We start from the raw sequence: 16,424 nt of genomic DNA, 5'->3' as shown, positions 1-16,424 counted from the left end.
AGCGCGCCTTATTTCATAGGCGCATAACGTAATCGCAGATGCTTCGTTGCCGCGCGAATCGCCGCGCGTTAGATTGATCGCTTCCCCAAGCTATCGATTGCCATTAGTCCGACGTGACGATTCTCACTGCCTCCATTGCCGAGCACGCTGCCGCCGATCAATCCATCGAGATTCGCCCGTTCGATGCGCCGCTCGGCGCGGAAGTCATCGGGCTCGATCTGTCGAAGCCATTGTCACAAGCCGATTTCGCGCGCATCCATCGCGCGCATCTGGATCATCACGTTCTCGTGTTTCGCGATCAGCGCATCACGCCCGACGAACAGGTCGCGTTCAGCAAGCGCTTCGGTCCGCTGCAGATTCACGTGCTGCATCAGTTCGGGCTCGGGGGGCATCCGGAAGTGCTGATCGTGTCGAACATCGTCGAGAACGGCAAGCCGATCGGTCTCGGCGATGCGGGTCATTTCTGGCATTCCGATCTTTCGTACAAGGACAAGCCGAGTCTCGGCTCGATGCTGCACGCGCAGGAATTGCCCGCGACCGGCGGCGACACGCTGTTCGCGAATCAGCATCTCGCGTGGGACACGCTGCCCGCGCATCTGCGCGATGCAGTCGAAGGCCGCGTCGCCGAACACACCTATCTCGCCAAATACGGCGAGCTGCAAAAGCGCAGTCCGTGGCGTCCGAATCTGTCGGCGGAGCAGATCGCGCAAGTCAAGCCGGTGACGCATCCGATCGTGCGGACGCATCCGGAAACCAAGCGTCGCGCGCTCTTCGTGAGCGAGCATTTCACGACGCGCATCATCGGTCTGCCGGAAGACGAAAGCCGCGCCTTGCTCGCGGAACTCTTCGCGCATAGCACGCAAAGCGAGTTCGTCTATCGCCATCAATGGCGCGAACGCGACATGGTCTTCTGGGACAACCGCTCGGTGATGCATCTCGCCGCCGGCACGCCCGACGATCAGCGCCGCAAGCTCTATCGCACGACCATCGAAGGCGACGCGCCTTTCTAAAAAGCCACTATTTTTACGGGGTTTCATCGATGCATTCTCGAACCGGGAAGGGCGGCGCACGCGCGCTCGTCGCGGCGCTTTCGCTCGCGATCGGCGTCACGTCGGCGAGCGCGCATGCCGAAGGCACGTTGCGCATCGCCGAGCAATTCGGCGTCGTGTATCTGCTGCTCAATGTCGCGCGCGATCAGAAGTTCATCGAGCAGGAAGGCAAGAAGGAAGGGCTCGATATCAAGGTCGACTGGGCGAAGCTGTCGGGCGGATCGAGCGTCAACGATGCGCTGTTGTCCGGCTCGGTCGATATCGCCGCGGCGGGCGTCGGCCCGTTGCTGACGATCTGGGACCGCACGCACGGACGGCAAAACGTGAAGGGCGTCGCGTCGCTCGGCAACTTCCCGTATTACCTCGTATCGAACGATCCGCGCGTAAAAACCATCGCCGATTTCACCGACAAGGATCGCATCGCGGTGCCGGCAGTCGGCGTGTCGGTGCAATCGCGCGTCCTGCAATACGCGGCGGCGAAGCAATGGGGCGACAAGGAATACAACCGCCTCGACAAGCTCACGCAAGCGGTGCCGCATCCGGACGCAGCCGCGGCGCTCATCGCGGGCGGCACGGAGATCAACGCGCACTTCGGCAATCCGCCGTTCCAGCAGCAGGAACTCGCGGGCAATCCAAAAGCGCATATCGTGCTCAATTCATACGATGTGCTCGGCGGCCCCAGTTCCGCGACGGTGCTCTACGCGACCGAGAAATTCCGCAACGAGAATCCGAAGACGTATCGCGCGTTTGTCGCCGGTCTTGCCGATGCCGCGCGCTATATCACGCAACATCCGGAACAAGCCGCCGATATTTATCTGCGCGTGAACAACGCGAAGATCGACCGCGATTTGCTTATCAAGGTGATCAAGGATCCGTCGGTGCAATTCAAGGTCGCGCCGCAAAACACGTTCGGGCTCGCGCAGTTCATGCATCGCGTCGGCGTCATCAAGAACGAGCCGAAGTCGTGGCAGGATTACTTCTTTACCGATCCCGCGACGAAAGACGGAAGCTGACGCCGCTTATCGGCGATTGCGGATTCGATATGCGCAATGATTGGTTCGCTCGAGCGCAGCGCGCCGGTATCGTGATCGTTTGCAATCGGGCAGATGAACATGGCCGCCAATCCCCAAGCGCTTTATTCGCACGAAGCCGATCGTGAGGCTGCGACGAGCGGCAAGCTTCTCAGCGCGAAGAACGTCACGCTCGAATACCGCACGCCGGAGCGGCTCGTTCGCGCGACGCACGATGTCAGCTTCGATGTCTACGGCGCCGACCGCTTCGTGCTGCTCGGGCCTTCGGGCTGCGGCAAGTCGACCTTGCTCAAGGCCGTTGCGGGCTTCATCGAGCCGGTTGGAGGCAGCATCGAAATCGGCGGTGAACGTGTGCGCGGGCCGGGCGCGGATCGCATCGTCGTGTTTCAGGAGTTCGATCAGTTGCCGCCGTGGAAGACCGTCGTGCAGAACGTCGCCTTTCCGCTGCGCGTCGCGCGCAAGCTCGGCCGCGCCGAAGCTCGCGAACGCGCGCTGCATTATCTCGACAAGGTCGGTCTCGCCAAATTCGCCGATGCGTATCCGCATACGCTGTCGGGCGGCATGAAGCAGCGCGTCGCCATTGCACGCGCCCTCGCGATGCAGCCGCGCGTGCTGCTGATGGACGAGCCCTTCGCCGCACTCGATGCGCTCACGCGACGCCGCATGCAGGAAGAGCTCTTGCGCCTCTGGAGCGACGAGCGATTCACGCTGTTGTTCGTCACGCACTCGATCGAGGAAGCGCTGATCGTCGGCAATCGCATTGTGCTGCTGACGCCGCATCCGGGACGCGTGCGCGCCGAGCTCAACAGTCATCAATACACGCAGGACAGCCTGGGTCGCGGCGAGTTTCAGCAGAGCGTCGCGCGCATTCATCGTCTGTTGTTCGAAGAGGAGCGCGCGCAATGAGCACGCCGCATCCGATCGTGCCGCCCGTGCGGCCCGAGTATGAAATCGCGCCTGCCGCGAGCGTCGCCGTCGAACATGAAGCGCCGTTGCCGCTGTCGAAGCGGCTAGCGGATCGTGCGTGGCTGCGCAAGTCGATCATCGCGCTCGTGCTGATCGCGTTGTGGGAAATCGCCGCACGCGCCGTCGATAACGATCTGCTGTTGCCCACTTTCAGCGCGACCTTCGTCGCATTCGTGCAGGGCATCGCGTCGGGCGAACTCATCGAGAAGATCGGCATTTCGATGTCGGTACTGCTGCGCGGCTATGCGCTCGGCGCGGCGCTCGCGTTCGCGCTGACATCGCTTGCGGTCTCGACGCGCATCGGCCGCGACATCCTTTCGATGCTCACCGCGATGTTCAATCCGCTGCCTTCCATCGCGCTGTTGCCGCTCGCGTTGCTGTGGTTCGGCCTCGGCACCGGAAGCCTGCTTTTCGTGCTCGTGCATTCGGTGTTGTGGCCGCTCGCGCTCAACACGTATGCGGGCTTTCAGGCCGTGCCGACGACCTTGCGCATGACGGGCCGCAACTACGGTCTCAACGGCATGCGCCATGTGATGCTGATTCTGGTGCCCGCCGCGTTGCCTTCGATTCTCGCGGGCTTGCGCGTGGGCTGGGCCTTCGCGTGGCGCACGCTGATCGCGGCGGAGCTCGTGTTCGGCGCGAGCTCGGGCAAGGGCGGGCTCGGCTGGTACATCTTCCAGAACCGCAACGAGCTTTACACGGACCGCGTGTTCGCGGGACTGGCTGCGGTCATCGTGATCGGCCTTGCTGTGGAGCATCTCGTCTTCGATACGATCGAGCGCGTGACCGTGCGCCGCTGGGGCGTGCAGCAATGAGCGCGCTCAATTCCCCGCGCGAATGAAGTCGATGAACGCGCGCAACGGCCCCGGCATGTGCGCGCGGCTCGGATAATAGAGACGCGGCCCGGTGAAACTCTGCCACCACGGTTTGAGCACGGGCACGAGCGCGCCATCGTCGATGGCCGCGCGCACGAACTCGTCGAACGTATAGACGAGGCCCAATCCCGCGATGGCCGCGCTTCGGCTGATCTCGATCGACGACGTGACGAGCGGTCCTTCCGGCGCGATGCGTATCGTTTCCTTGCCGCGCATGAATTCCCACACGGCCAGCACGCCGCTATCGAAACGATGCCCGATGCACGCGTGATTCACGAGTTCGCGCGGATGCTTCGGCTCGCCGTGCGCCGCGAGATAAGCCGGCGACGCCACCGCGACGAAGCGTTGCGTGCGCGGCCCGATCGGCACGGCGATCATGTCGCGCTCGATGCGCTCGTCATAACGGATGCCCGCATCGAAACCGGCGGCGAGCACGTCGATGAAGGTATCGGTTGCGCTGATCTCCAGCTTGATGCCCGGATGCGCCGTCAGAAAACGCGCGACGATTGGCGGCAGGATCTCGCGTGACACGATGCGCGGGACGTTCAGGCGCAACGTGCCGGTCGGGCTGTCGCGAAAGCCGTTGACGGCATCGAGCGCGCCCGCGATTTCCGCGAACGCGGGCCCGAGGCGTTCGATGAGCCGCTCGCCCGCTTCGGTCGGCGTGACGCTGCGCGTCGTGCGATTCAAAAGCCGCACGCCCAGACGCGTTTCGAGCCTGCGTATGGCCTCGCTCAGCGACGACGCCGACACGCCGCGCAACAGCGCCGCCTGCCTGAAGCCACGCGACCGCGCGACGGCCAGAAACGCGTGAAGATCCGACAAATCCGGTTCGCTCATCTCTCACCCATTGTTCGCTGGGGCGCACAGCCCATTCGGATTGAGGCGGATTATCGCACGCGAGGTTTGCTCCCATAATCGTCTCCATTCTTCAAGGAGAGAACGAACATGGAACAACGCAAGCTCGGAAAGAACGGACCGCAATCGTCGGCGATCGGCCTCGGATGCATGGGCATGTCGGGCATGTACGGGCCGTCGGATCGCGCGGAGAGCATCGCGACGATACACGCGGCCCTCGAAGCGGGCGTGACGCTGCTCGACACCGGCGACTTCTACGGCATGGGGCACAACGAAATGCTGATCGGCGAAGCGTTGAGAAGCGCGCCGCCTTCACGCCGCGATGCGGCGATTCTCAGCGTGAAATTCGGCGGCATGCGCGATCCGGCCGGCCGGTTCATCGCGTTCGATGGACGGCCCGTCGCCGTGAAGAATTCGCTCGCGTATACATTGCAGCGGCTCGGCGTCGAACATATCGACATTTATCGGCCCGCGCGCCTCGATGCGAACGTGCCGGTCGAAGACACCGTCGGCGCGATCGCCGAGATGATCGACGCGGGCTATGTGCGCCACGTCGGATTGTCGGAAGTCGGCGCGGACACGATTCGCCGTGCCGCCGCCGTGCATGCGGTGTGCGATCTGCAGATCGAATACTCGCTGATTTCGCGCGGCCTCGAGGAATCGATTCTTCCGGCATGCCGCGAACTCGGCATCGGCATCACGGCGTACGGCGTGCTGTCGCGCGGACTCATCAGCGGACACTGGAGCCGCGACGCCGCGCAATCCGGCGACTGGCGCGCGAACAGTCCGCGCTTTCAGCAAGGCAACGTCGAACGCAATCTCGCGCTCGTCGATGCGTTGCGCAAGATCGCCGATGCAAAGGGCGTGAGCGTCGCGCAGATCGCGATCGCGTGGGTGCTCGCGCAGGGCGATGACATCGTGCCTGTCGTCGGCGCGCGCCGTCGCGACCGGCTGACGGAATCGCTCGGGGCGCTCGATGTCGCGCTCACGAAGGATGACCTCGCCGCGATCGAAGCGGCGGTGCCGAAGGGCGCGGCGGCGGGCGATCGCTACGAGGCCGTGCAGATGGCGCATCTCGACAGCGAGAAGCGCTGAATCTCCCGGCGTGGTTCGCGACGCGGCACGCAAACTGCGACGCGTGTAGCATCGATCCCGATCCACCGATGGAGAGACGCCGAGTGAAAATCGCGACCTTCAACATCAACGGCATCCGTCCGCGGCTCGACGCCTTGCTGACATGGCTCGAACGCGAATCGCCCGATATCGTCTGCCTGCAGGAACTGAAAGCGACCGACGCGCAGTTTCCCGCCGACGCGATCGCGAACGCGGGCTACGGCGCGCTATGGCATGGGCAGCAATCGTGGAACGGCGTGGCGATTCTCGCGAAAGACGCGGAGCCGGTGCTGAGCCGGCGCGGGCTGCCGGGTTACGAAGACGATACGCATAGCCGTTATATCGAGGCGGCCGTGGGCGGCTTGCTGATCGGCTGTCTTTATCTTCCGAACGGCAATCCGCAGCCCGGCCCGAAGTTCGATTACAAGCTCGAATGGTTCGCGCGCTTCAACGCGCATGCGAAGATGTTGCTCGATAGCGGACATCCCGTCGTGCTCGCGGGCGATTACAACGTCGTGCCGACCGATGACGACATCTACAACACGCGCTCGTGGCTGAAGGACGCGCTGTTGCAGCCGGAGAGCCGCGCGGCCTACGCGGATTTGCTCGCGCAAGGCTGGACCGATGCGCTGAAGCAGAAGTTTCCCGATGAGCGCATCTATACGTTCTGGGATTACTTCCGCAATCATTGGCAGACGAATTCCGGCTTGCGCATCGATCACATCCTTCTTAGCAAGGATCTCGCGAAGAAGCTGGAGGCGGCGGGCGTCGACAAATGGGTGCGCGGCGAGCCGCATGCGAGCGATCATGCGCCGGCGTGGGTCACGCTCAAGCTCGGGCGCACGCGCAAGAAATCGGCTTAGGCTTGCAGCGTGTCGCGCGTCGGTTGCAGCGACGCGAGGAATTGCATCGCGTGTTCGCGGCCGCCCATCGTCCAAACGTCGAGATGATCGGCGTCTTCGATGAGCGCGAGACGCTTGTCGCCGCGTGCTGCATCGAAGAGACGCTGGAAGTGTTCGGGCGGAATCACGCCGTCTTTCGTGCCGCCGTAGATCAAGAGCGGCGCATCGATCGATGCGATTTTCGCGAGGCTTTCGTAGCGATCGCGTGCGAGCAGCCGCACGGGAAAGAGCCGGAAGCGTTTCGCGGCGACATCGACGATGCTCGTGAACGGCGCTTCGAGCATCAGCGCATGGATCTTCGCGACGCTTGCAAGCTGCACGGCGACACCCGAGCCGAGCGAATAACCGTGCAGCACGATGTTGCGTGAACGCGCCGCGGCGTAGGCGTAGGCGGCGCGCGCATCGGCGTAAAGGCCGGCTTCGTGCGGCCTGCCGGGATTGCCGCCGTAGCCGCGATATTCGGCGACCAGCACGCCATAGCCCGCTTCGATCATCTCCAATGCAACATGACCGCGCTGGAAAAGGTCTTCGCCATTGCCGTGAAAGAGGATGACCGTGGGCGCGTCGTCGTCGGGCGGCGCTTTGTAGCGCATGGTCAGGTCGAGGCCGTCATCGGTTCTGATGACGACTGCTTCGGTGCGCGCTTCCACATCGGCGTTCTTGAAGGCTTCGATCTGTTCGAGCGGATAGACGAGCCTTCCTTGCAGCCAATACAGGCCCGCGAGCGCGATCGTGTAGACCAGCGCTATGGCGAGCAGGGCGATCCAGAGGACTTCGCGCATCGGTGTCGGCGGCGGGTTGGCGTTCCTCGTATGGTAGTGGAGTTGCGGCGTGTGGATGCGTGCGCTTGCGCCTGCATTTCATGTACGGGCGGTGAATCGTTACCGACAGAAAAATGACCCAGATGAATTCCGCGGGATCCAATCGATCAAATTCGACGCGGACAACTTGTCGGTGTCAAATCGCCATCGAGTTGATCTGGCGCGCACGCTCGTCGACGCTAACAACAGCGTCGCGCGGACTGACATTGTTGTTCTCTATGGCTATTTTGAAAAGGGCGACGAGACGGAACGGCGGTCACAAAAAAGCGCGTTGAATCCGTCGTTAGCTATCTTCGTGCGCTCGGCGTCGAAGAGAGGCGTATCGAGGTCGACTATGAGATTTGGCCTACCGTTCCAAATGTCCCCGATTCGGAGCGCTTCCAGGTTCTGGTCGAATTCATCCCGGCCCAAAGCCCTTGCGGTTAGGTAAGGCGCGGTTGCGCGCGAGCGATTGCAAGCCGCTTGCGTGGCGCCAGCGGCCGGATCTCCGGCAACTCGCTCACTCCCGCACATCCACATCCCCCTGCCGCAAGCTCAAAGGCATCTCCGCAGCGATCTCCTTCTCCACGTCCTCCGCTTCCCGCTCGCGATTGAACAGCGCGTTGAGCAGAATCGCGAACACCGCGGCGAGCGTGATTCCGCTATGCGTCAGCGGTCCCGCCCACGCCGGCATGTGCGCGAAGAACGCCGGCGCGGCAAGCGGAATCACGCCCACGCCGAGACTGATCGCGATGATGAGCAAGTTGTTCTTGCTATCGAAATCGACCTTGCTCAGGATCTTCACGCCGGTCGCCGCGACCATGCCGAACATCGCGATGCCCGCGCCGCCGAGCACGACCACCGGTATCGAAGCAATCAGATTCGAGAGCTTCGGCAGCAGCCCGAGCAGGATCAGGATCACGCCCGACACCGCGACCACCCAGCGGCTTTTGACGCCCGTAATGCCCACGAGCCCGATGTTCTGCGAAAACGACGAATGCGGAAACGTATTGAAGATGCCGCCGATCACCGTGCCGAGACCATCGGTGCGCAGTCCGCGCGTCGCATCGATGCGCGAAACGGGGCGCATCGCGAGATCGCCGAGCGCGAGGAACATACCGAGCGATTCCACCATGATGACGACCATCACGAGACACAGCGAGGCGATCGCCGCGACATCGAAGACCGGCATACCGAACGCGAACGGCCGCACCGGCGCGAACCACGCGGCTTGACCGACGCCCGCGAAATCGACGAAGCCGAGCGGCAACGCGATCACGAAGCCGATCGCCATGCCGAGCAACACCGAAATATTCGCGACGAAGCCCTTCAGATACTTGTTGATGAGCAGAATCGCGAGCAGCACGATGCCCGCGATCATCAGATTGCGCGGCTCGCCGAAATTCGGTGCGCCGCGTCCGCCGCCCGCCCAGTTGATCGCGACGGGAAAGAGCGTCATGCCGATCGTCAGAATGATCGTGCCCGTGACGATCGGCGGAAAGAAGCGCATCAGCCGTCCGAAGAACGGCGCGATCAGGACCGCGAACACGCCCGCCGCGATGGTCGCGCCGAAGATCGCCGGCAGGCCCGCACCGGATGATGCCATCGCGACCATCGGCCCGACCGGCGCGAAGCTCACGCCCATGATGACCGGCAGGCGGATGCCGAATTTCCATACGCCGATGCACTGCACCAGCGTGACGACTCCGCACGCGAAGAGGTCCGAGCTGATCAGAAACGCGACCTGCTCCTTCGGCAGCTTGAGCGCTGCGCCGATGATGAGCGGCACCGCGATCGCGCCCGCGTACATCACGAGTACGTGCTGAATGCCGACCGCGAGCATCTGACCGATGGGCAGCACTTCGTCGACGGGATGAATCGTTTGGGCCATGTGCGCTCCGGCAAGCTCGAATGTCTATGACGTTGAGTGGGTCGCCCGAGTATTGCACCGCGCGACGGCCGAAAAAATATTCGGGCCGCTATACATGGCATCGGACGCGCGCTTGACTTTGTTCAGGATATTTGACCGATATTGTCCATGCGATCGCGCGCACACGGCAGCATTTGCCGATTCGGCGCAGCGCACATCGCGACAAACGGAAGAAATCCTCGAATCGCTTGTGCCGCAAGGCTTGTCGCACTGTCGATTTTTGGGATGGCGTGCTACATTCCGAGCGCTTCGCGTTGCTTTATTTCGATAGCTTTCGCGGCGATGCAACAATCCAGCTTCCAGGGCTTGGCGCCCAATAACATCATTCGCACGGGGATCTCGGCATGGAAATGGTCGGCGGAACGCGGCTTGCCCAACTGTTCACCAGCAACCAGGAGCAATTGCTCGCGGAATGGTTCGCGCAGCAGCACGCCATCGCGGCGCGGCGCGGCCTCGTCGGCGAGGCGGAACTGCGCAATCAGTTCAGCCAGTTCACGTCGCTTCTCGTGACGGCGCTCGGCGCCTCCGAACGCGTCGATTTCAAATCGTCCGCATGGCAGGAAGTGCGCGCGTTTCTCGCGGAAATGTCGGCGCAGCGTGCGCGTCAGGGCTTCACGCCCGTCGAGACCGCGATGTTCGTGTTCTCGCTCAAGCAGCCGCTCTTCGCGCGTTTGCGCGACACGCTCGTCAACGATGCCCCCGCGCTCGCCGATCTCACCTGGACGATCAGCACGCTCTTCGACGAGCTCGGGCTCTTCACGACCGAAGTGTTCCAGGCGAGCCGCGAGCAGGTCATCGTGCGCCAGCAGCAGGAACTGCTCGAACTGTCGACGCCCGTCGTGCAGTTGTGGGACGGCATTCTCGCGCTGCCTCTCATCGGCACGCTCGATTCGGCGCGCACGCAAGTCGTGATGGAAAACCTGCTGCAGAAGATCGTCGAGACGGGCGCGGCCATTTCGATCATCGACATCACCGGCGTGCCGACCGTCGATACGCTCGTCGCGCAGCACTTGCTGAAGACGGTCGCGGCGGCGCGTCTGATGGGCGCGGACTGCATCATCAGCGGTATTCGTCCGCAGATCGCGCAGACCATCGTTCATCTCGGCGTGAATCTCACGAACGTCACGACCAAGGCGACGCTCGCGTCGGCGTTCGTCGTCGCGCTGCAGCGCACGGGCAAGTCGGTGACGGCCGGATCCGCGCAGGACGCCTCGCGCGGCAGCCGCGCAAGCGACGGCTTCGATTCGCTGCAAGCGGAATGACGCAGCCTTTCGCCATTCGAAGCACGCATCGAACGCAACGCGACTGAACGGGGTTTCAAGCGATGGAACGCATTCCGATTCTCACGATGGGCAGGCTCCTGCTCGTCACCATTCAGGTCGACATGCACGACCGGCTCGCGCTCGCGCTGCAGGACGATCTGACGAGCCGCATCGTGAAAGACGGCGCGCGCGGCGTCCTGATCGACATTTCCTCGCTCGACGTGGTCGATTCGTTCATCGGACGCATGATCGGCAACACGGCCGCCATGGCGCGCGTGCTCGATGCCGAGACGGTCGTCGTCGGCATGCAGCCTTCGGTCGCGATCACGCTCGTCGAACTCGGCCTCACGCTTTCGGGCGTACGCACGGCGCTGAACGTGGAGAAGGGCATGGCGCTCCTTTCGAAGGGCGGCACGGCCTGACGGCCGCATGCACACGACTCCATGACGATCTTCAATTCCACAGCCGCGCCGACGTCCTCGTCGCCGCCCGACACGCTGCCGATCCGCAACGACGAGCAGATCGTGCGGCTGCGCCAGTTCGTGCGCGAGAAGGCGGTCTCGCAGGGCCTGTCTCTCATCGACCAGACGAAGTTCGTGACGGCGGCGAGCGAGCTGGCACGCAACACGCTCATCTACGGCGGCGGCGGCGACGTGCATTGCTATCTCGTCGAGCGTAACGGCCGCCGTGGCCTCAAGCTCGAATTCGTCGACAATGGTCCGGGCATTCCGGATATTCCGCGCGCGCTCTCCGACGGATTCACGTCGGGCAGCGGCCTCGGGCTCGGGCTTGGCGGCGCCAAACGTCTGTGCGACGAATTCGACATCCGCTCCGCGCCGGGCGAAGGCACGCACGTCTCGATCACGAAATGGAAACCGTTCTGAAGGAATCGATGGCCGCGCAGCAGCGCTACGAGATCGCCGAGGCGAGCCAGATCGCCTATGCGCGGCGTTCTATCGGCGAACTCGCGCGCGGGCTCGGTTTCAACGAGACGGCCGCGGGCGAGCTCGCGATCGTCGTCACCGAATGCGGCACGAATCTGCTGAAGCATGCACAGCGCGGCGAACTGCTCGTGCGTCCGCTCGTCGACAGGGGCGCCGGCGCGACTTTGCGCTACGGCATCGAAGTGCTGTGCATCGACAACGGGCCGGGCATTTACGATCTGCATCGCTGTTTCGAGGACGGCTACACGACGGCGGGCAGTCCCGGCAACGGCATGGGCGCGATCGAGCGTCTTTCCGACGAACTCGACATCTGGAGCGCGCCGCAACGCGGCACGGTGTTGCGCGCCGTGTTCTGGAACGCGCCGGGCGCGGCGAACACGCGTGCGCCGCAACTGACATACGGCGTCGTGAACCTGCCGCTGCAAACCGAAACCGTATCCGGCGATGCATGGTCCGTCTACGCGCATGACGGCGAATTCACCGTGCTCGTCGCCGATGGCCTCGGTCACGGACCGCTCGCCAATGTCGCGGCGATCGAGGCGGCCAAAGCGCTCGCCGCGAACGGCGACCAGGCGCTCGATCGCATCATGGAGGCCGCCAACGAGGCGCTGCGCCCGACGCGCGGCGCGGCGGTCGGCATCGCGCGCATGCCGGCGTTCGCGTCGATGCCGGGCATGGCGGTGAGCTTCGCGGGCATCGGCAATATTTCGGCGAGCGTGTGGACCGAAGGCACGCACAAGCATCTCGTCTCGCACAGCGGCATCGTCGGGCATGCGGCGCGGCGCGCGCAGATCTTCGACGTGCCGTATCCGCCGAACGCGCTCGTCGTGCTGCATTCGGACGGGCTCACGTCGCGCTGGGATCTCGCGCGCTATCCGGGCCTCGCGATGCGGCACCCGGCGCTCGTCGCGGCGGTGCTGTATCGCGACTTCGCGCGCGGCCGCGACGACATCACCGTGTTCGTGGCCCGCGCGGCCGGGAGCGCAGGATGACGCAACCGCTCTACTCGATGCGGATCGATCACGAGCGCGACATCGTCGCGGTCCGCGTGAAGGCGCGCGATGCGAGCGCGGCGCTCGGCTTCTCGCCGCAGGATCAGACGCGCATTTCCACGTCCGTGCTCGAAGCCGCGCGCACCGTGCTGATCGCGGGGCAGGCGGCGCGCGCGGAATTTCTCGTCGATAACGCCGCGCGCCCGCCGCGCTTCGTCGTGCGTTTTCTGGCGGGCGGCGGTGCGGGCCAGCGTCTGCGCGCCATGCGCCACGACGACTCGCAAGCCGCGCTGGGCCTGCTCGCGGCGCAACGTCTGATGGATCAATGCGCGATCGCCGACGAAGCCGATGGCGACACCTCGATCTCGCTCGCGAAGGCTTTACCCGATGGCGTGCCGTGCGATGCGCAGGCGGTGAAGAACGCACTCGAGCGTCAGCCGAGCGAAGACACGGCCGCGGAATTGCAGCGCCAGAATCGCGAGCTGATCGCCGCGCTCGCGGATCTGCGCGAACGTCAGGAGGAGCTCACGCGTCTTACGCGCGAACTCGAGGACACCAATCGCGGCGTCGTCGCGCTTTATGCGGAGCTGGATGCGCGCGCCGATCATCTGCGCCGCGCGGACGAATCGAAATCGCGCTTTCTGTCGAACATGAGCCACGAGTTCCGCACGCCGCTGTCGTCGATCCGCGCGCTCTCGAAACTCTTGCTCGAACGTATCGACGGCGATCTGACGGAAGAGCAGGAAAAGCAGGTGCGCTTCATCCGCAAGGCAGCGGAGGATTTGTCGGAAACGGTCGACGATCTGCTCGATCTCGCGAAGATCGAAGCGGGCAAGATCGAAGTGCGTCCCGCCGAATTCGAAGTCGATACCCTGTTTTCGGCGCTGCGCGGCATGTTGCGGCCGCTGTCGCCGGGCGGCGCGGTGGAACTCGTGTTCGAATCGTGCGAAGGCCTGCCGCCCATTCATACCGATGAAGCCAAGGTCGCGCAGGTGCTGCGCAACTTCGTATCGAATGCGCTCAAGTTCACCGAGCGCGGCGAAGTGCGCGTCGCGGCGAGCTATGACGACGCGCGCCGGCTCATCACGTTTTCCGTCAGCGATACGGGCATCGGCATCGCGCCGGAGCATCAGCAGGTCGTCTTCGAAGAGTTCGGGCAAGTTGAAAACCGCCTTCAGCAATACGTGAAGGGTACGGGCCTCGGCCTGCCGCTGTGCCGCAAGCTGTGCAAGCTGCTCGGCGGCGATGTGTCGCTCGCGAGCGAACCCGGGCGCGGCTCGACTTTCAGCGCGACGATTCCCGCGCATTACGGCGCGGACGTCGACGCCGCGCATCACGCCGCGAGCGATACGCGGCCCGCCGTGCTGATCGTCGCGAGCAATCCGATCGAGCGGCTCGACTGCGAGGCCGCGCTGCGCGCTTCGCCGTATCGCCCGATGAGCGCCGCGACGCTCGACGAAGCGAGCCGCCTGCTCGCGCGCACGCAGCCCGCCGCGTTGCTGCTCGCCGTGCGGCCCGCGCCGTCGGAAGCGTGGATCTGGCTCGCCGCGTTGCGCGCGCAGGCCGCGACGCGCAGCATTCCGATCGTCGTGCTCGGCGAGGACGAGGATCGCAATGAAGCGCGGGCGCTGGGCGCGACCGCGTTCGTTGAAAAGCCGGCGGGCGGTGGCGAGCTGCCGGGCGTGCTGGATGCGGTGACGGGCGAGGGACGAGCATCATGAGAAGCGACTGGAACGAGGTGCTGATCCTCAACGTCGACGACAACGACGGCGCGCGCTATGCGAAAACGCGCATCCTGTCGCGCGCGGGCTTCAACGTGATCGAAGCGCCGACGGGCACGGCCGCGCTCGAACGGGTGCGCGCCGAAGCGCCCGATCTCGTGCTGCTCGACGTGAAGCTGCCCGACATCAACGGGCTCGAAGTGTGCAGGCAGATCAAGGCATCGCCGGAGACGTCGGGCACGCTCGTGCTGCAGACATCGGCGGCGGCCGTGCATAGCCTCGATCGCATTCGCGGTCTCGAAGGCGGCGCGGATAGCTATTTGACCGAGCCTGTCGAACCCGCGGAACTGATCGCGCATGTGCGCGCGTTGCTGCGCGTGCGGCTCGCGGAAAATGCGCTGCGCGAGAGCGAGGAGCGCTTTCGCCAGCTTGCCGGGAATATCGACGACGTGTTCTGGATGCTCGATCCGGCATCCAACGAACTGCTCTATGTGAGCCCCGCTTACGCGCATCTCTTCGATACCGGCGGCGGCGCGCCCGCGCCCCTGCCTGGCCCCGATCACTGGTCCGGCGACATTCTTCCCCTCGATCGCGATCATGTCGCCGAGGCGTATCGGCAACTGCTCGCGAACGGCACGCCGTATCAGGTCGAATATCGCATCGTGCGCGCGAGCGGCGGGCCGCGCTGGGTCGCGGAGCGCGCGTTTCCGGTTCACGGCGCGGCGGGTCATCCGGCGCGGCCGTATCGCATCGCGGGCATCGTCAACGATATCTCCGAGCGCAAGGCCGCCGAACTGCTGTTGCGCGAAGCGGACCGCCGCAAGGACGAGTTTCTCGCGATGCTCGCGCATGAATTGCGCAATCCGCTCGCGCCGATCCGCAATGCGGTCGATCTGCTCGATCCGGATCGCGAGCCGTCCGTGCAGCACTTCGCGACGGTGCGCGCGATCATCGACAGACAGGTGCGGCATTTGAGCCGGCTCGTCGACGATCTGCTCGACGTTGCGCGCATCACGCAGGGCAAGATCACGCTGCGCCAGGAAACGGTCGATCTCGCGGCGGCGCTCGCGGCGGCCATCGAGACCGTGCAGCCCGCGCTCGAACGAAAGCGGCACGCGTTGACGGTGAAGCTGCCGGATGCGCCGCTCTACATCGTCGGCGACAGCGTGCGGCTCGCGCAGGTGTTCGGCAATCTGCTGTCGAATGCGTCGAAGTACAGCGTCGAGGAAGGCGAGATCGCCATCGAAACGGAACAGTTCGGCGATGAGGTGCGTATCGTCGTGCGCGACAAGGGCATCGGCATCGCGTCCGACATGCTGCCGCACATCTTCGATCTGTTCGTGCAATCGGAGACATCGCTCGAACGATCGGAGGGCGGGCTCGGCATCGGCTTGCCGCTGGCGAAGACGCTCGTCGAGTTGCAGGGCGGACGCATCGAAGCATTCTCGGCGGGGGCGCAGGCGGGCAGCGAGTTCGTCGTGTGGCTGCCGCTCGCGAAGGATGCGCAAGTGGCCACGCAAGGCGCGCCGGCAACGCCCGCGACCGTCAACGCGGGCAAGCGCGTGCTGCTCGTCGATGACAGCGTCGACGCGGCCACCGCGATGGCGCTGCTGCTCGAAGCCGACGGCTTCGACGTTCGCACGGCGCACGATGCAACCGAAGCGCTCGCGGTCTCCGACACCTTCATGCCGCAGATCGTGCTGCTCGATATCGGCTTGCCGGGCATGGACGGATACCGGCTCGCGGCCGAGATGCGCGCGCGTCCCGCAACCGCCGATGCCTTGCTGATCGCCGTGACGGGATACGGGCAGGCGCATGATCGTCAGCGCTCGAAGGAAGCGGGCTTCGATCATCATCTCGTGAAGCCGGTGGCGTTCGCGGAGATTCAAAGGGCGGTGTCGGGAAAGTTCGCCTGAGGGCGGAGCCGAAAAATCTGAATTGCCGATGGAAATGGCGTAATCGCGCGCCGATTGCGGCACAC

General features: G+C 64.4%; 15 protein-coding genes. 12 read left to right on the top strand and 3 right to left on the bottom strand.

The annotated features are described in order from the left end of the window. The first annotated feature begins 113 nt into the window (after nucleotides 1–113). The 4 genes from LDZ23_RS20135 (at nucleotide 114) to LDZ23_RS20120 (ending at nucleotide 3,861) form a co-directional block, all read left to right on the top strand. Nucleotides 114–1,010, top strand: coding sequence for a TauD/TfdA dioxygenase family protein (locus LDZ23_RS20135; protein ID WP_008354406.1), 897 nt, complete (start codon nucleotides 114–116; stop codon nucleotides 1,008–1,010). Between the two features lie 29 nt (nucleotides 1,011–1,039). Continuing rightward, complete coding sequence (locus LDZ23_RS20130) at nucleotides 1,040–2,062, top strand: ABC transporter substrate-binding protein (protein ID WP_008354407.1); 1,023 nt, start codon at nucleotides 1,040–1,042, stop codon at nucleotides 2,060–2,062. 99 nt (nucleotides 2,063–2,161) lie between these two features. Beyond that, entirely contained in the window at nucleotides 2,162–2,986 is an 825-nt protein-coding gene (locus tag LDZ23_RS20125) for an ABC transporter ATP-binding protein (protein ID WP_244808162.1), read from the top strand. Beyond that, nucleotides 2,983–3,861, top strand: coding sequence for an ABC transporter permease (locus LDZ23_RS20120; protein WP_008354409.1), 879 nt, complete (start codon nucleotides 2,983–2,985; stop codon nucleotides 3,859–3,861). Before LDZ23_RS20125 ends, LDZ23_RS20120 begins: the two co-directional genes overlap by 4 nt. Before the next feature lie 6 nt (nucleotides 3,862–3,867). Here LDZ23_RS20120 and LDZ23_RS20115 read toward each other — a convergent pair whose 3' ends face one another. Continuing rightward, the gene (locus tag LDZ23_RS20115) at nucleotides 3,868–4,761 is read right to left on the bottom strand and encodes a LysR family transcriptional regulator (RefSeq protein ID WP_008354410.1); all 894 of its coding nucleotides are present in this window, start codon (nucleotides 4,759–4,761) and stop codon (nucleotides 3,868–3,870) included. Between the two features lie 108 nt (nucleotides 4,762–4,869). Here LDZ23_RS20115 and LDZ23_RS20110 point away from each other — a divergent pair, with 108 nt between their 5' ends. Together LDZ23_RS20110 and LDZ23_RS20105 are read left to right on the top strand one after the other, a co-directional pair. Next, complete coding sequence (locus LDZ23_RS20110) at nucleotides 4,870–5,874, top strand: aldo/keto reductase (protein WP_008354411.1); 1,005 nt, start codon at nucleotides 4,870–4,872, stop codon at nucleotides 5,872–5,874. 68 nt (nucleotides 5,875–5,942) lie between these two features. Then, the gene (locus LDZ23_RS20105; RefSeq protein ID WP_033536902.1) at nucleotides 5,943–6,755 is read left to right on the top strand and encodes an exodeoxyribonuclease III; all 813 of its coding nucleotides are present in this window, start codon (nucleotides 5,943–5,945) and stop codon (nucleotides 6,753–6,755) included. Here LDZ23_RS20105 and LDZ23_RS20100 read toward each other — a convergent pair. After that, on the bottom strand, nucleotides 6,752–7,576 hold the full coding sequence (locus tag LDZ23_RS20100) for an alpha/beta hydrolase (protein ID WP_008354414.1): 825 nt from the start codon (nucleotides 7,574–7,576) through the stop codon (nucleotides 6,752–6,754). The two genes, LDZ23_RS20105 and LDZ23_RS20100, sit on opposite strands and share 4 nt — an antisense overlap. A 538-nt stretch (nucleotides 7,577–8,114) precedes the next feature. Then, nucleotides 8,115–9,485: a nucleobase:cation symporter-2 family protein gene (locus tag LDZ23_RS20095; RefSeq protein ID WP_008354415.1), complete on the bottom strand. Its 1,371-nt coding sequence runs from the start codon at nucleotides 9,483–9,485 to the stop codon at nucleotides 8,115–8,117. 383 nt (nucleotides 9,486–9,868) lie between these two features. Here LDZ23_RS20095 and LDZ23_RS20090 point away from each other — a divergent pair, with 383 nt between their 5' ends. The 6 genes from LDZ23_RS20090 (at nucleotide 9,869) to LDZ23_RS20065 (ending at nucleotide 16,359) form a co-directional block, all read left to right on the top strand. After that, the gene (locus tag LDZ23_RS20090) at nucleotides 9,869–10,786 is read left to right on the top strand and encodes an STAS domain-containing protein (RefSeq protein WP_008354416.1); all 918 of its coding nucleotides are present in this window, start codon (nucleotides 9,869–9,871) and stop codon (nucleotides 10,784–10,786) included. A 62-nt stretch (nucleotides 10,787–10,848) separates the two neighbouring features. Further along, entirely contained in the window at nucleotides 10,849–11,208 is a 360-nt protein-coding gene (locus LDZ23_RS20085) for an STAS domain-containing protein (protein ID WP_008354417.1), read from the top strand. A 21-nt stretch (nucleotides 11,209–11,229) separates the two neighbouring features. Continuing rightward, nucleotides 11,230–11,670 (top strand): anti-sigma regulatory factor, encoded by a 441-nt coding sequence (locus LDZ23_RS20080; RefSeq protein ID WP_008354418.1) that lies wholly within the window; start codon nucleotides 11,230–11,232, stop codon nucleotides 11,668–11,670. After that, nucleotides 11,655–12,722 (top strand): ATP-binding SpoIIE family protein phosphatase, encoded by a 1,068-nt coding sequence (locus LDZ23_RS20075; protein WP_008354419.1) that lies wholly within the window; start codon nucleotides 11,655–11,657, stop codon nucleotides 12,720–12,722. The genes LDZ23_RS20080 and LDZ23_RS20075 overlap by 16 nt, the downstream gene beginning before the upstream one ends. Then, entirely contained in the window at nucleotides 12,719–14,443 is a 1,725-nt protein-coding gene (locus LDZ23_RS20070) for an ATP-binding response regulator (protein WP_008354420.1), read from the top strand. The genes LDZ23_RS20075 and LDZ23_RS20070 overlap by 4 nt, the downstream gene beginning before the upstream one ends. Then, on the top strand, nucleotides 14,440–16,359 hold the full coding sequence (locus tag LDZ23_RS20065; RefSeq protein WP_008354421.1) for a hybrid sensor histidine kinase/response regulator: 1,920 nt from the start codon (nucleotides 14,440–14,442) through the stop codon (nucleotides 16,357–16,359). Before LDZ23_RS20070 ends, LDZ23_RS20065 begins: the two co-directional genes overlap by 4 nt. The last annotated feature ends 65 nt before the right edge of the window (nucleotides 16,360–16,424 follow it).

The organism is Caballeronia zhejiangensis (genome assembly GCF_022879815.1).
In the GTDB taxonomy this organism is placed as follows: Bacteria; Pseudomonadota; Gammaproteobacteria; order Burkholderiales; family Burkholderiaceae; genus Caballeronia; species Caballeronia zhejiangensis.
Note: the sequence above shows the minus strand (reverse complement) of the source record. Positions and strands in the feature narration are given on the sequence as shown.

Coding starts and splice junctions, on each gene's coding strand:
- LDZ23_RS20125 (WP_244808162.1), top strand. CDS start 2,162: ATGGCCGCCAATCCCCAAGCGCTTTATTCGCACGAAGCCGATCGTGAG.
- LDZ23_RS20120 (WP_008354409.1), top strand. CDS start 2,983: ATGAGCACGCCGCATCCGATCGTGCCGCCCGTGCGGCCCGAGTATGAA.
- LDZ23_RS20130 (WP_008354407.1), top strand. CDS start 1,040: ATGCATTCTCGAACCGGGAAGGGCGGCGCACGCGCGCTCGTCGCGGCG.
- LDZ23_RS20070 (WP_008354420.1), top strand. CDS start 12,719: ATGACGCAACCGCTCTACTCGATGCGGATCGATCACGAGCGCGACATC.
- LDZ23_RS20080 (WP_008354418.1), top strand. CDS start 11,230: ATGACGATCTTCAATTCCACAGCCGCGCCGACGTCCTCGTCGCCGCCC.
- LDZ23_RS20090 (WP_008354416.1), top strand. CDS start 9,869: ATGGAAATGGTCGGCGGAACGCGGCTTGCCCAACTGTTCACCAGCAAC.
- LDZ23_RS20075 (WP_008354419.1), top strand. CDS start 11,655: ATGGAAACCGTTCTGAAGGAATCGATGGCCGCGCAGCAGCGCTACGAG.
- LDZ23_RS20100 (WP_008354414.1), bottom strand. CDS start 7,576: ATGCGCGAAGTCCTCTGGATCGCCCTGCTCGCCATAGCGCTGGTCTAC.
- LDZ23_RS20095 (WP_008354415.1), bottom strand. CDS start 9,485: ATGGCCCAAACGATTCATCCCGTCGACGAAGTGCTGCCCATCGGTCAG.
- LDZ23_RS20115 (WP_008354410.1), bottom strand. CDS start 4,761: ATGAGCGAACCGGATTTGTCGGATCTTCACGCGTTTCTGGCCGTCGCG.
- LDZ23_RS20065 (WP_008354421.1), top strand. CDS start 14,440: ATGAGAAGCGACTGGAACGAGGTGCTGATCCTCAACGTCGACGACAAC.
- LDZ23_RS20110 (WP_008354411.1), top strand. CDS start 4,870: ATGGAACAACGCAAGCTCGGAAAGAACGGACCGCAATCGTCGGCGATC.
- LDZ23_RS20085 (WP_008354417.1), top strand. CDS start 10,849: ATGGAACGCATTCCGATTCTCACGATGGGCAGGCTCCTGCTCGTCACC.
- LDZ23_RS20105 (WP_033536902.1), top strand. CDS start 5,943: ATGGAGAGACGCCGAGTGAAAATCGCGACCTTCAACATCAACGGCATC.